At 37.4% G+C, this 15,452-nt stretch carries 9 protein-coding genes; 8 read left to right on the top strand and 1 reads right to left on the bottom strand.

Translation table 11 applies throughout. The annotated features are described in order from the left end of the window. Nucleotides 1-273: 273 nt before the first annotated feature. Nucleotides 274-3,129 (top strand): carbohydrate-binding protein, encoded by a 2,856-nt coding sequence (locus tag P0092_RS17860; RefSeq protein ID WP_004615832.1) that lies wholly within the window; start codon nt 274-276, stop codon nt 3,127-3,129. Nucleotides 3,130-3,283: 154 nt separating this feature from the next. Further along, a complete protein-coding gene (locus P0092_RS17855) occupies nt 3,284-3,667 on the top strand; it encodes a VOC family protein (RefSeq protein ID WP_004615834.1) in 384 nt (127 codons plus the stop codon). A 79-nt stretch (nt 3,668-3,746) separates the two neighbouring features. On the opposite strand, the gene P0092_RS17850 is transcribed toward P0092_RS17855, so the two are convergent. Continuing rightward, nucleotides 3,747-4,754, bottom strand: a complete 1,008-nt coding sequence (locus P0092_RS17850) for a hypothetical protein (RefSeq protein WP_004615835.1) — start codon at nt 4,752-4,754, stop codon at nt 3,747-3,749. Nucleotides 4,755-5,113: 359 nt separating this feature from the next. Between P0092_RS17850 and P0092_RS17845 the strand changes: the two genes are divergently transcribed. The 6 genes from P0092_RS17845 to P0092_RS17820 all read left to right on the top strand — a co-directional run bounded on the left by P0092_RS17845 (nt 5,114) and on the right by P0092_RS17820 (nt 15,437). Continuing rightward, complete coding sequence (locus P0092_RS17845; RefSeq protein ID WP_276186984.1) at nt 5,114-5,251, top strand: hypothetical protein; 138 nt, start codon at nt 5,114-5,116, stop codon at nt 5,249-5,251. Between the two features lie 102 nt (nt 5,252-5,353). Next, nucleotides 5,354-6,175 (top strand): MerR family transcriptional regulator, encoded by an 822-nt coding sequence (locus P0092_RS17840; protein ID WP_004615837.1) that lies wholly within the window; start codon nt 5,354-5,356, stop codon nt 6,173-6,175. Between the two features lie 217 nt (nt 6,176-6,392). Next, entirely contained in the window at nt 6,393-7,112 is a 720-nt protein-coding gene (locus P0092_RS17835; protein ID WP_004615839.1) for a LytR/AlgR family response regulator transcription factor, read from the top strand. Further along, nucleotides 7,109-8,422 carry a sensor histidine kinase gene (locus P0092_RS17830; protein ID WP_004615842.1) on the top strand — a complete coding sequence of 438 codons (1,314 nt, stop codon included), beginning with the start codon at nt 7,109-7,111 and terminating at the stop codon, nt 8,420-8,422. Before P0092_RS17835 ends, P0092_RS17830 begins: the two co-directional genes overlap by 4 nt. A gap of 272 nt (nt 8,423-8,694) precedes the next feature. Then, nucleotides 8,695-9,960: a S8 family serine peptidase gene (locus P0092_RS17825; RefSeq protein ID WP_004615844.1), complete on the top strand. Its 1,266-nt coding sequence runs from the start codon at nt 8,695-8,697 to the stop codon at nt 9,958-9,960. Beyond that, the gene (locus tag P0092_RS17820; protein ID WP_004615846.1) at nt 9,957-15,437 is read left to right on the top strand and encodes an immunoglobulin-like domain-containing protein; all 5,481 of its coding nucleotides are present in this window, start codon (nt 9,957-9,959) and stop codon (nt 15,435-15,437) included. The genes P0092_RS17825 and P0092_RS17820 overlap by 4 nt, the downstream gene beginning before the upstream one ends. The last annotated feature ends 15 nt before the right edge of the window (nt 15,438-15,452 follow it).

Below are 15,452 nucleotides of genomic sequence, written 5' to 3'. Positions count from 1 at the left end.
TTACAAAATTAATATACCATTGTCAAAAGGAATTATATTGATTTGGAAACAGTTTACATTCTATAATGAAAAACAGATTAACTAATCATTCTCTTATCATTTTACTCCTATTCTTTACATTTGCCTATAGATAATCAATACATATATGTAGTTGAAAGAGCTTTTTGTACAAGTTTCAGGTCAGGGTATTGGTTATCCCGGGCTTTTTTACAAATTTCTGCTGTGCATTATTCCAAAACTATCTTAATGTAAATAAAAATAAGGAGGAAAAGTATGCTTAAAAACAAGGCTACAAAAAGGTTTATATCATTAACTCTTTCTATTGTAATTGTTTTATGCAGTATCTTAATTTCTACAGTGTCTCCAATGGTTGTTTCTGCTGCAACTCAGGCGGTTTATTACGTATCTCCCGCAGGAAATGACAGCAACCCCGGAACCATTGATGAACCCTTTATGACAATCACAAAGGCAAGGGATGTAGTACGTACTATAAACAAAAATATGACAGGGGATATTTATGTTTATTTAAGAGGTGGAGACTATCGTTTGACCAGTACCATTTCTTTTGGGCCGGAGGATTCGGGGACAAACGGATTCAGAATTATTTATCAGGCATATCAAGGTGAAACGCCCGTTTTGAATGGTGCGACAAAGGTTACAGGGTGGACTCAACACAGTGGCAACATATATAAGGCTACACTTAACCGCAATACCAAACTGAGGTACCTTTTTGTAAATGATAAGAGAGCGCAGATGACCAAAAAGACAGTAAAAGGTCAGGGCGGATATGGAACTTATTCTGTTACAAAAGGGCAGGCCAGCTGGGCATGGACAAGCGGCAGCAATAGTGACGGAGTTAAGTATAATGCATCCGATGTACCGGAAATCGCAAGCAATAAGGACGACTTAGAAATAGTAAACGGCTCAACTTGGAACGAGAATATTGTTTGTACAAGGGATGTTATTACATCGGGTTCTTCAAGAGTACTTCTTTTACAGCAGCCATATGGAGCAATAGCTCAATTGCCCGGTTGGGGTGCGGCTTTCACCACTACAAGCACCCATACAATTTACAATGCATTTGAGTTTTTAAATTCTCCGGGGCAGTTCTATTTTAACAAAACTACGAAAACACTATATTATTATCCGCGCCAAGGTGAGGACATGTCTACTGCCGATGTTGAGGCTCCTGTTTTAGAGAAGCTTATTGACATTTCAGGGAAGTCAAACTCAAACAGAGTCAAGAATATATCATTTGAGGGAATTACCTTTGCCAATACGGACTGGAACCTTATTAAAGTAGGAGATTCATACGGAAGAACAACTTGTCAGAGTGCAGATGGATTTATAGCTTATTACAATGGTAACTGGCATGATACAAAATACACTCTTCTGGATACATATCCGGGTATGATAAACGTAAGCAGCAGTGATTCCATCAACTTTACAGGCAATGTAATAAAGCACAGTGCTGCCGACGGAATTACCATGGTAAACGATGTAATAAATTCAAATCTTATAGGTAATTATATTTATGACATTACATCAAGTGGTATTACGGTAGGACATCCACAGCATGTGTACTTGGGAGACGGAGGAGAACACCAGAAGTACGCACCGGGTGTAGAAGGTATTTGTACCAATATCACAATCAATAATAATATGTTGTGGGATTGCAGTACCGCTCCCGGCTTCGGAGGATGCGCCGGGGTTACGGCCTTCTTTGTAAACAAGCTCAAGGTAACCTATAACACAGTTCATACCACAGGTTATAACGGTATAACACTTGGATGGGGCTGGTGTAATTTCCTTGACTCAAATACTTGTAAGGACAATGTAATAAATAATAACCGTGTATATAATTCATTAAACAGGCTTCATGACAGCGGAGCAATATATACAATAGGTCAAATGCCTTATACTACTATTAATGAGAACTATGTCAAGGGCATTCCAGATAATTCAACAGGACCTACCTATGGTTTGCATAATGATGAAGGAAGCGCATACATAACTGAAAATGACAATGTCCTTGATATTAGTCCAAAGGTAACGTACACAATCAACTGTGAAGATTACGGAAAAAAACACGACTTAACGATACTAAGAACCTATGCAACGGTTAATAAAATGGGTAAAAACCCTCCTAGCAGTACAATTGATACGCCTGTTGCAGTTCCGGATAATGTATGGCCTTTGGCACAGTACAATATAGCTTTGAAAGCCGGAGTTCAGGAAGCATATAGAAGCATACTGCCAGGTAATCTGTTCCCTGTTCAGGATTATGTGTTCCCTGCAAGCTGTGCTACAAAATGTGGTTCTGATTTAAATATAAGAAGCAGCGGTAATGCAGCAAATACTGTATGGTTTGCTCCTTCCGGTACAACAAATTTTGTTCAGGGGCCAACTATGACCAAGGCGTCAGGAACTGCCACATCAATAGTAACGCCTGAAACAGCAGGAACGTACAAATTGTTTGTAGTAAACTCGTCAGGTGCAAAGATAGGTGAATCGAGTGCATTGCTGAGAGTCAGCGGTTCTGCTTCACAAATTGAAGCAGAAAGTTTTTCCTCGCAATCGGGGGTTCAAACTGAAAACTGCAACGAAGGCGGACAGGATGTAGGATATATTGAAAATGGGGATTACACTGTTTACAATAATTTTGATTTTAAAAACGGAGTTTCGGGTTTTAAGGCGAGGGTAGCAAGCGGTGGCAGCGGAGGAAATATTGAAATAAGGTTGGACAGTATCACAGGGCCTTTAGTAGGAACATGTCCTGTGACATCTACCGGAGGCTGGCAGACTTGGGCTGACGTTACATGCAATGTCAGCGGTGCCAGTGGAATCCACAACTTGTATCTTAAGTTCACCGGAGGAAGCGGATATTTATTCAATCTTAACTGGTTCCAGTTCATCGGAGGAGGTACACCACCTGTACTAGCAGGGGATGTCAACGGGGATGGCAGCGTTGATTCAACAGATTATGCCATGATGAAAAAATATATTCTTGGTTTAATCAATGATTTCCCTGTAGAAGATGACCTTAAAGCAGGTGATTTGAATAAAGACGGTGCTATTGATTCAATTGACTTGGCTCTGCTGAAGATAAACCTGTTAAGCGGTATGTAAATAATTATCAAAGTGTTAATATCAAAGGGGCTATCACAAAACAGAAGTTTTCTGTTTTGTGATAACCCCCTCTTTACTATTTGCAAATAATAGGATAACATTTCCATATAAATGGGACACTTTGATTACAAATTTATGTTAGGGGAGAATTTATATGAAGATTGAACATGTTGCATTGTATGTAAATGATTTAGAAAATGCAAAGGATTTTTTCATAAAATATTTTAATGCCAAATCAAATCATGGGTACCATAATAAAAAGACGGATTTTAGGTCATACTTCTTGACTTTTGACGATGGGGCACGACTTGAAATAATGAATGAACCCAATATGTCTGGTAAAGACAAATACTTGAGCCGAACCGGTTATATTCATATCGCCATTAGTGTTGGGAGCAAGGAAGTGGTTGATATCCTGACTGGCAGATTAAAAAATGATGGGTATGAGGTTGCCAGTGAACCAAGAATGACAGGCGACGGTTATTACGAAAGTTGTATTATTGCTTTTGAAGGAAATCAAATTGAAATAACTTTATAAAACATCAAATAACCAAGTGTAAATTGAGAAGTCCCAAAAAAAAGCCACCAATCGGAGGCTTTTTAACATGTACTAAAGGTTAATTTAAAGCGTTTAATAAAGCTTCCATAGCCCTTATTTCACTTTCACACATTTTATGTAAAGAATCAATGATAGTGTTTATTTGAGATTTGTTTTTAGTAGCATTATATTTCATTATTACATTTCTCTTATTTAAAGCCTCATTCTCCAAATTGTGGAATATACTAATAAAATCACTTTTAGGATTAATATATTTATTCTCTATAAGATATTGCAGGCGAGACACCATAGTTTTTTTATGTTCATAGAGTAAATGAAAATGTTTAACATCACATCTTTCATTATTATTATTATTATTTTGCAGTATATTCTGATAATATTTTATTAACTGACTATATACTGAAATTCCGCTTATAGAGTCATTTGGTTTACCCAGAGAACGATAGTTTGCAGATGTATTTTTAGAGAACAAATAATCAGATAATAGATTTTTAACATTTTCTATATCAAATTCATAGAAGGGGTTATATGAATTACTGTCTTTTGCTTTCATTAATATAATATCGTTGGTTTTGTCAATAGAATTTAAGAAACTGGATTCAAATTCAGAAAAACTAACACATGATGAAGCATATTTTAATTTTTCATTATAGCCTATTACATTAAATAAACTTTTGTCTGAATCATATCCATAAATCATAATATCATGTCTGAAATGTGTTTTGTTAACATATGATATTCTCTCCGGTATATAAAACTCGTCAGTATATGTTACTACGTAATATCCGAGGTTTATACTGGTTTTTATAAAATCAAATATATCTATATTTGATTTATATATAAATTCTAAATCTAATCTTTTATAATCTATCAATGGACATAAGCTGTCGGTACCACATATTGGGTACGTAAGAAAGTTTAAAGTCTTAGAACGATCAAAATATTCTAATTGTATATAGTTGCTGAATAACCATGCATAGAAATCTTTGTGAGACATTGCGACAGTTAGCGGATACGCATGATGTAAATAGCAATTTATTGGTGGGTGATAAAGTTCTAATTCCATTTTAATTTACCTCACTTCCAGAAATTTTACATTTTTTTATAAAAAGTCATTAATCCCCAATTTAACTATTAATTTTACGTATTTTGTGATATGTATTTTTGTGATATGTATCGATATTATACTAAACATTTGATTGTTTTTCAATTAATACCATTTATTTTTTATTGATATTTCTGTCGGTTAATGTCAATAAAAATACATTTTCAGCTCTTAATTTATTATTAACTGTCACATTATGGTATACTTTGTGGCAGATTGTTCCTGAGGCAGGCCCGCCTTACTATTCGAGTTTTGCCTTTGCAACCTTCTTCGGAGACATGGAAGCCTTGCATTCTCGGGAGGGTTACGATTGAGATGCAATGTACAATGTCACTCGCAATATTATATTAGGTGACGGAGTTAATATTCCGTACCCGGATAAATACTGGACTGCGGAAGTGTTTCTTGATGGCTGTGACAAGTATAGTTCGGGTTATTTGTTTTCAATAGGTCAATAGCAAGAAATTCTTTATCTCATTAAATTATTATTGACTCTCACATTATGGTACACTTTATACTATAAATGAGCTCAAGATTATACACATATGTGAGGTAAAATAATGTTAAGAATAGGTGATTTTTCAAGGTTATCAAGGATTAGTATACGAATGCTTCGGCACTACGATGAATTGGGATTATTGGTGCCAAAAAATACAGATTATTATACAAGCTATCGCTATTACAGCGAGGAACAGCTAATGAATGCATCCAGAATTACTGCCCTTAAAGACATGGGCTTTAGTCTGGCAGTAATTTCAGAGATAATGAAAAATTATGATAATCCGAAAGCATTGGCTGAGTTTTTGAAAATAAAACAAGCTGAGGTACAGACACAAGCCCATGAAATCAACCAGCGTTTACTTCTCCTTGAAACATCCATAATGAGGTTAAGAGAGGATAACAATGCCATGACTTATAATGTAATTTTAAAAACATTACCGGAAAGATATGTTGCAAGTGTAAGAAAAGTAATACCTTCATATAATCAAGAAGGTATACTATGGAATTTGCTGATGACGGAAACAGCACAGAGTATGAATTTTCAGCAGGCTTGCTGCGGTGAAAGCCTCGCAGTTTTTCATGATGAAGGATTTAAGGAAAGTGATGTAGATGTAGAAATACAGATACCTGTAAAAGGACAGTATAAGGATACTGAAAATGTAGTGTTTAAAAATGTTCCTGAAGTGGAATTTGCCTCTGCCACATATAAAGGCAGCTATGAGCAAATTACACCGGTAAATCAGGCAGTTGCAGGTTGGGTAAATGATAATGAATATGAATTCAATGGTGCCATGTTCTGTATCTACCATGTCAGTCCTGCACAAACAAATAACCCAGATGAATGGGTAACCGAGGTTTGCTATCCCGTGAGAAAAAAATAGTATAGCTTTTACCAAAAACTAAACATCAGCGCATACTTGAAACGCCGTCCAATAAAAAGGACGGCGTTTTGGCGTATAGTGAATAAAAGACAGAAAAGAGGGTTCCTTTTGCTTTATACAAAAACTCTTTTAAATCGACAATTTTAATATTATGTGGTAAACTAGGTCGAAAAATAAGATTTTAAGGAACTGTTTTTGATTAAGAGGGGGAGAAAACTTGCTTCGCATTGCAATTTGTGATGATATGAAAGAGGACAGAGATTCTCTAAAGTGTGTGTTGGCAACATTTATGCAATCGAATAAATATGAAATACAAATAAAGGAATACCATGACGGCAATGAGCTTTTATCAGAGAATGCCCAAGTTCTTGCTGATTTTAACCTTTTTTTTCTTGATATATTTATGGGGCATTCTAACGGTATGGAAGCTGCAAAAGCACTCCGCAACATCGACATATCTGCACCCATTGTTTTTCTTACCTCCTCTCCCGACTATGCATTGGATAGCTACGATGTAGAGGCGCTATCTTATTTGGTTAAGCCCATCCAACCTGAAAAGCTGAAAAAAGCTTTGGAAAGATTCCTTAAAGATTATCGCCCCAAAAGTATTTTTCTTGGGGGTAAACTATTTGTTCTTGATGACATCGTATTTGCCGAAAGTAATTTAAAAAGAGTACACATTCACTTTAAGGATGGGACAATAGTTGAACTGAGAGAAAAATTGGATACTCTGGAGGAGCAAATTTCAGGGCAGCATTTCATACGTTGTCACCAGAGCTATTTTGTTAATTTAAACTATATAAAGCGCATTGAAAATGAAACCTTTATCACTACTTTAAATACCCCGGTGCTCATACGTAAAAGAGACTTTCCGGAAATCCGTAAACGATATTACGACTATCTGAAAGCTATTACGGGAATCGGGGTAAGCCTATGAACACTATTCTTCCTGACATTTTGCGTGCTGTAGTATCCGAAGTGATGGTGCTATTGCTGATGTTTACACTGTCTAAACCTAAGTATGGAAAAAAAGTTATGACTATTGCTATAATAACCATGGCACTACTGGATCTTTTTACAAGTATTTACTTTTATCTTAGGAATGACTACACTGCTTTGGCAAAGTTTGACGTGGGGCTGGTAATTTTCATTTGCATTATTGGAAAGCCTTTGGTAAAGGATAGTATTATGGAGTGGTGTTTCAATTTTATAACAGCAATGAATGTCTTTTTAGCTGTTGTGGTATTGAGCTATCTGTTCAGCAGATATTTTCCGTACCCCCCATATGCCAATTCTGTACTACGCTTTTTACTTTTTGGGTTGGTTATTCTTCTGGTGCGTCGTTATATTCACAGGCTTTATAGGCAGACAGTGGAGCGTTGGAATGTATTTTTTCTTGTTGTGACAGCTTTACTTGTAAATTTCTTTTATTATATTGTTATAAGTGAGAATATTCAAAAAACCCTCAGCGAAAGATCAGTTCCTTTATTTTTATTAATTGTTCTTGGTGTAGTTATATACATTACTATTTTCTATTCAATCCAATCCATTTCATCGGAATATAAGCTGCGAGAGGAAAACATAAAAATTCAGATGCAGCAGAAACTCATAAGGATGTCTATGGATGCTATGGAGACTCAGGTAGAGCTGACCCAAAATGAGTACCGTTTAGCACTGAGCAACGTAGAACAGGTGCGAAGATTGCGACATGACTTAAAGCACCACCTTTCAGTAATTTCTGCTCTTCTGGTGAAAAATGATACAGAAGGGGCTATGGATTATATCAGTACAATAACAGAGGAGCTTCCGCAAAAGACCCTAAGTGACAAGAATCTTATCACAGAGAGTTTCATGAGTAAATACAGTACATTGTGTGAAAGGGATGGCATTGTATTTAAGGCTGATATTGATTATGATGAAGACCGCATTCCCAATAAGACCAAGCTTGGACTGATTTTGGGAAATGCACTGCAAAATGCTTATGAGGCTGCATTGACAGCCAGTGAAGATAATCGGCAAATTTCCGTGGCCGGACGTCAGGTACATGATAACTTACTATTGGTGATAAGTAACGGCTATGACGGAAAGTTAAACCCGGACTACAAAACCAGAAAGGATGGCAACCTTCATGGTTTTGGATTATTAAGTATTCAAAGCACAGCCGAACAGTACGGCGGGTATGTCGAAATTGAACATACAAACAGAGAATTCATGCTGACAGTAGGATTAACAATTAATAATACATAGAAAATTAGTGAACTAAGGCTGTGGTGCACCTCAAACGTTAGACAAAAATCTAATGTTTGAGGTGCATTTTTTATGGTGCTGTTTGTCGGATATAATCGAATCCACATAAAAATATAAGTCAAGTCTTGTAAGAGTATAACAAATTCAGTTGATAAATGTCGATTCTGCCCCAAAATCTGCCGATTATGCCAAACAAGTTGTTTTAGAATTTGAAAAATTATAAAGTAATTATGAAAATTGTGGCACGGACAGTTAAATAACAGGAGCGAGGTATGAAAAAAAAGCTTGCAGTAATCATGATTGTATTTATTATATTTTCATTGACTTCTAATAATGTATCAGCAAAGCATTGGGCGGAATTGTATTTGAAGGAGATGTCTTCAGCAGATATCCTCGAAAAGGTTCAAAACCCTGATATATACACAACAAGAGGCCATACTGCAAAAAGTCTTGCCCGACTGTATTCACAGACAGAGAATACTGTTATTGATAACAGCATTGAATGGGTACAGCGAAACGGTGTTATGAAAGGCACAAAAAATAGCATAGAGGAACACAAAAATATCACCAGACAGGAAATGGCAACGGTGATTTTACAATTTGTAAACCGTTTTTATGGGACACAAAAGTACAAAAAAGCTGTATTTGAAGACTTTTCGCAGATATCAGGCTGGGCAGTGGAGGGCGTGAGCTTTTGTACTCAGAACAATATTATGACGGGTAAAAAAAATAAAATATTTGCACCAAGGGATTATATGTCATACGGAGAAGCAGCTGCAGTTATTTATAGATTGCGTGAGTACCTTATAATGCTTAAGCCTTTACGCGTGGGGATAATAGATTCAGGAATTGCCGATGCAGGTATAAGCTACAAAAAGGGCTATAATTTTATTTCTGGGACAACGACTACAAATGACCACTCCGGACATGGAACTGCTATTGCTTCGATAATATCACGATATGCACGAAAGGCACAAATAATACCTTTAAAGGTTACAGATGAAAATTTTGTAACAACGGGTGATATTGTGGCGAAGGCAATAATTGCAGCGGTTGATGACTATAAATGTGACATAATAAATCTTTCAAACGGACTTTCTGATTCAGTAGTACTAAAAAAAGCAGTGGAATATGCAGATGGAAAAGGAGTGATAATGATTTCCGCTGTAGGAAACCTGGGAGATACATATAAAAAGGACAAGCATTATTATCCGGCAGCATATAAAAACGTAATAGGTGTCGGAGCAGTAGATAAAAACAGAATTGTATCAACTTTTTCTCAAAGGAATGACAGCGTATATGTAGTGACAGACGGAGAGGATATTCAGGTAAAGGATTTAAGCGGAAACAATAAAACTGTTCGCGGTACTTCCTATTCAGCGGCGTTAATTTCTGCATACGCTGCAAAAAAGGGCTACAGAAATTCGAACATGTTTAAGGAGTACTTGAAAAACATGGCTATAGACCTGGGAAATCCGGGGTTTGATATGGATTATGGAAATGGATATATAAATATTTCAGAGGAGGAACGACAATGAAAAAGGTTAAAAAAATTATTTCAATAATCGTTGTTATGGCAATGTTTATTTCCATTGTGCAAATTAATTCTGTACAGAAAGTACAGGCATATACGCAAAATCAAAATGCACTATTGAATACCACCCCCACAAGCGCCAGCAATTGGAACCTGTCGGGAATGTATTTTAAAGATAACTACTTTCAGGGTTTTGGATCAGCAACGCAAAGTGTATATTTGACTGAAAATGATAAAACAAGAGCTAACCTTGGTCAATTGATAGTAAGCGGAAGCCATCAGATGTATTCATATCTTTGGGCATGGGGAACAAATGAGCGTTGGGGAAAGCTGGGAATAGCATTTTACAATTCCTCTAACGGCCTTTTGTCATTGAAAGAAACAGAGGAAGACAGCAAAAGCTCCGGTTGGATGACTTTTACAATTCCTGATACAACTATACCTGCCGGAACTGCAAGAATTGACTACATAGTTTCCATAAGAGGAAAGGGTGCACATTCTGAAACAAGAAATTTCAATATGGTTATTAAAGACAGTACCGCTCCTTTTTTCTCGGTATTAGCACCTGTTTCGGGTCAGGGTACCTATAAAGCAGGTGATAAGGTTTACTTTGACATAAAGTTTTCAGAGCCTGTTAATGTAACAAATGGAGGTTATCTGGAAATGAATCCTACGGGAACTGCTTTATATAGCAGTCAGCCTGCTCCTGATACTTTGCGGTATATATATACTATTCCTTCGAGTGGAATGCCCCTCAGTGATTCAAACGTAGTGAGTCCAAAAAAAATAGTAAATACATCTGTTTCAGATGACAGCGGAAATTCCCTTTCGCTAAATGGTAAAACTGATGGTGTTTCAGTAAACGGCTTCTTTATGGATAATCGCCCTCCTGAAACAGCAATAGGGTCAATGACCGTGGAGGGTGCCAGTCAAAACTCTGTACTCAATGAAGGTAAGGTTTTGAAATTTAATGTGCAATTCCATGAGAATGTGTATTCGGACGGTACTTCATATATACAGCTTTCAAACGGTAAAAAAGCAATGGCAAATGTTATAAACAGCGGCAATACAAGTACCAAAACAGTAGTTTTTTCATATACCGTGGCAAGGGGCGATGATATCGGTAATGTGGCTGTTACAGGTGTAGACTTTAACGGTATCAAAGATTATGTGGGACAAAGTGCAACTCTATATACCGGCTACAGTCAAAGCATGTTTAACAGTAAATTAGACGGATACAATATGAAAATTGATACTAATCCTCCGGCTGTCACTTTTTCAGGTGTACCGGACAGTTGGCAGAATGCTTCTTTAAATGTAAAAGTAACTGCAACCGATAATATAGTACCTGAAGTAGCAGGAAGCGGAGTAAAAGAACTTTACTCTAAATGGACTGCAACCTCCAGCGGTCAGCCTGCTTTTGGGAGCGTACCGGACATTGGAAGTGACGGTAAGGTTTTAGTTCCGTGTACAAGCGGCATCTATAGTCTTTGGATAAAGGCCGTTGATAATTCGGGAAATCAAAGTGTCACAAAATCAGGTTTTACATATAAAATAGATACAGATAATCCCGGTATAACGGTTACACCATCCTATGCCGGCGGAACAGGGTTCATTGCAGGAATGAAAGCGGCAATTACCGATATAACCTCAGGTATTTTTTCAAAAAAATTCAGTTGGAAGGATTCTTCAAATCTGGAAGTGTTGAGTGGGGATGTGCAGGATAACGGCGTTATACCATATCCTGATATTGACGGTGTTTTTTCAATGCTTGTTACAGCATTTGACTATGCACAGAACAAAACTGAATCACAGACTCCAAATCTAAGTATTGATGCAACCTCTCCAACCGTAGAATTTGCACCAAACGGAAGTGAAGGATATATCCGCTCTATAAACGTAAATCCAACTGTTGCCGATGCCAAGTCAGGTGTTGACAAGTGGTATTATCAATGGCTCGGTTCGTCAATCGCTCCCGATAGCAACAGTGCAGACTGGAATGTGGGAACTGCTGTAATTAAAGCTCCTGAGGGTCTTACCGGCAATTACTATCTGCACGTTAAAGCAGTTGACAAATGCGGAAATACAAGTATTACAACCTCCAGTCCATATCTTTTTGACAATACGCCGCCTACTATTGTAATTGTACCAAACGGAAACGCTGATAATATAGGAAGGGCAGTTTATGAAATAGGTATAAACTATAGTGACAATATATCCATAAAGTCTGAAATAACTACAGTTTATGCATTTTCATCTCTGGAAACAGCGGAGACCCTTAACTTCAAACCGTATCCAGAGGAAGGGCTTACGCTTTCAAATTTTAAGCAGACTACTTATCTTTATGTAAAAGCAACAGATAAACTGGGAAATGTATCTGTATTAAAATCAGCTCCATTCGTAGCGGATACTGCAGCTCCAACAGGAATAATTACCAGGACAAGCAGTGGGGAGATAAATGTAGCCACAGCTTCATTTGCATTTGATGCGTCGGATAATCACAGTACACGGGGCAAAATTGAAATGCAAATAGCCGTTGACGGTACAGAGGAAGAATGGGAGCCATTCATCGATTCCAAAGCTGTAACCATACCTGCCACCAACGGCACTCATACAATATCGGTGAAATATCGTGATGAGAGCGGAAATATAAGTGAGGCTTACAGTGCTGAGGTTATATATGATGATGTAGCCCCTGAAATTAAAATTTTATACAGTCCTGAAACAGATACCAACTCTAATGTAGTTGCAACCGCAACCACCGACAATCCCAAAGACGAAATTATGGGAGCAGATACTTATACCTTTACTCAGAATGGAGAGGAAGTAACCTTTTATGCAAAAGACAATGCCGGAAATACTTCTCAAAAAACTGCGAAGGTAACGTGGATTGATAAGGTCTTACCTGTGATTGATATATCAACTGCCGAGTTGGACAACAAACCCCATAAATCTGTTGAGGTTACTGTAAATGCAACAGATAACAAACAGCTCACTAAGTTGGAATACAGGTTTGTAAAAAGCGGAGACAGCAGCGGAGAATGGAAAGAAATTTCTTCAGGTGATAATGTAATTCTTAGTGCTACAGACGGGTTATTTAATATTGAAACAAGAGCAACAGACCACGTAGGTAATGTTGCTGCCAAAACATACGGACCGTTTATGCTGGACAACACGTCACCGGAAGCAGTCATTACCTATACTCCTTCAAAAAGAACGGCAAACAATGTTGAGGCCAAAATAAGTTTTAATGAGAAGACATTTGTAACAAATAATAGTGCTTCAGAAACATACCTTTTTTCTGAAAATGGCGAGTTCACTTTTGAATATACAGATGAAGCAGGAAATACGGCAAGTAAGGCTGCCGTGGTTGATTGGATTGACCGCTCCAAACCTCAGTCCAGATTGGAAATTACTGATGAAAGCGGACAAAATAAGATAAATCCCGAACAATGGGTAAATTACAATCTTAAAGTAACCATTGTACCACCTGCACAATGTGTGGTTGAGAACCTTACCTATAACGGAAAAAAGGTGGAAGACAGTGATGAAATAGAGCGCTTGGATGCTATTTCCGATGTATATTTGGTTAAAGACTATGGGTTGCTTTCCTACACGGTCAGGGATACTGATACACAGATGGCAAGCGAAAATGAAAATACTATACGTATAGACAAGCAGTTACCTCAGGTTTCACAGGTTATAAGAACTACTGAAAACTGGACAAATAAGGACGTAGTTGTAACATTAAAAGCAACCGACGATTTAAGCAGTATAACCTATTTGGACAGTGATACATACACCTTTACGAAAAACGGAACTCATACTTTCCGTTTTAAGGACAGCGCAGGAAATATGGATGAATATACAGTGGAAGTTTCAAACATTGACAAGGATGTGCCAATAGCTGAGGTCAATTATTATCTGCCAGATGGCAGCAAATGGGATGGCGAATGGACAAATCAAAGCGTTAAAGCAGTAGTTACATTGGAAAGTCTGTCTCCTGCACATACAAACGGGGAGGACAGCTATACCTTTAACGGAAATGGTTTATATAATTTCACCTTCTATGATGAGGCAGGAAATACAGGAAGCATTACAGCTGCCGTTGACAAAATTGATAAAATTGCACCTACAGGGTTTTTGACATATAACAGTCAGACCTGGACAAATAAAGATGTAGTTGTCACTTTGCACGCATCAGATAATATGAGCGGTACGGAAGATATGACTTATACCTACACAGAGAATGGAAGCTATACTTTTGTGCTTTATGATAAGGCCGGAAATTCAACCCTGTTCTCATCCGGCGTTAGCAGAATTGATAAGACACCCCCTGTAGTTTCACTTACATATACACCGCCTGTAAAAACTCCGTTTAACGTATTTGTAAGGGCTGAAGCTGACGAAGCCGTGACTTGGTTCAATAATATTAATTCCTATAAGTTTATTTCAAACGGGAGTTACGAATTTGTTGCGACTGACAGAGCCGGTAATATAACAAGGCAAACAGCAAAGGTTGATTATATTAATAACTCTCTGCCTGAGGTTGAACTTGAGTATTCTGCGAAAGAGATGACCAATGAAAATGTATATGTAACAATTAAGACCAAGGATCCTCAAGAGAATATATACATGCTGAACAACAAAGGCTCATCGGTGCACCAGTTTACTCAAAACGGAGAGTTTACATTCCAGTATACAAATTCAGCGGGTACAAAGGGTGAGGTTACTGCTCAGGTTTCAAATATTGATAAGACTATTCCTGAAATAGCAGTAAGTTATTCAACAACTGAAGTTACAAACCAACCTGTTACAGTTACCTTTATAGCAAACAAACAGGTAGTTTGGCCAAATGGTATGAATGTAAATAAAGATGGCAGTGCGTCTCTGGTTTTTGATGAAAATAGGAGCATATCGGTAAAAATACCAGATTTGCTGGGCAATATTGCTACAGTAGAGGTTTATGTTCTGAATATAGATTCTCAGGCACCTGTGATAACATCTGACAACATGTATGTTGCTCTGGAAAAGGGTAAGGTCTTTGACCCAATGCTGGGAGTAAGTGCAACTGATAATAAAGATAAAACCGTAAAGATTAAAGTTGAAGGAAAAGTAAATACAAATACTCCGGGTGATTATGAATTAGTGTATTCTTCAACGGATTCAGCCGGCAATGAAGCACAGTATATACGTTATGTTACAGTATATGATCCCACAAAATTCAATGTTGCCGTTAACGGTAAAATGCCTTTGGCAGGGGCTGTAACTCTTGGAAGTAAAAAAATGGAGATTACGGCAATTAACAGTGCTGAAATAGTGAATGTGCAGATTCTGCCCGGTAAAAAGCTTATGGGTGACTTTAAGTCGATAAATGAATTTGTTGGCTTGACTTACAATTTCTCAGAAAGAGGCTGGTATTCGGTGTACATAACAGATGTTGAATGTAACAACATCCTTGTATATGTATTTGCAGAATAAAGGGGGACAACATCC

The sequence above is a fragment of the Ruminiclostridium papyrosolvens DSM 2782 genome (assembly GCF_029318685.1).
In the GTDB taxonomy this organism is placed as follows: Bacteria; Bacillota; Clostridia; order Acetivibrionales; family DSM-1351; genus Ruminiclostridium; species Ruminiclostridium papyrosolvens.
This window is presented reverse-complemented; position numbering and strand designations above follow the sequence as displayed.

Bases quoted from the DNA above. Each gene is read 5' to 3' on its own strand.
- P0092_RS17845 (WP_276186984.1), top strand. From the start codon at position 5,114: ATGTACAATGTCACTCGCAATATTATATTAGGTGACGGAGTTAATATT.
- P0092_RS17830 (WP_004615842.1), top strand. From the start codon at position 7,109: ATGAACACTATTCTTCCTGACATTTTGCGTGCTGTAGTATCCGAAGTG.
- P0092_RS17840 (WP_004615837.1), top strand. From the start codon at position 5,354: ATGTTAAGAATAGGTGATTTTTCAAGGTTATCAAGGATTAGTATACGA.
- P0092_RS17850 (WP_004615835.1), bottom strand. From the start codon at position 4,754: ATGGAATTAGAACTTTATCACCCACCAATAAATTGCTATTTACATCAT.
- P0092_RS17820 (WP_004615846.1), top strand. From the start codon at position 9,957: ATGAAAAAGGTTAAAAAAATTATTTCAATAATCGTTGTTATGGCAATG.
- P0092_RS17825 (WP_004615844.1), top strand. From the start codon at position 8,695: ATGAAAAAAAAGCTTGCAGTAATCATGATTGTATTTATTATATTTTCA.
- P0092_RS17855 (WP_004615834.1), top strand. From the start codon at position 3,284: ATGAAGATTGAACATGTTGCATTGTATGTAAATGATTTAGAAAATGCA.
- P0092_RS17860 (WP_004615832.1), top strand. From the start codon at position 274: ATGCTTAAAAACAAGGCTACAAAAAGGTTTATATCATTAACTCTTTCT.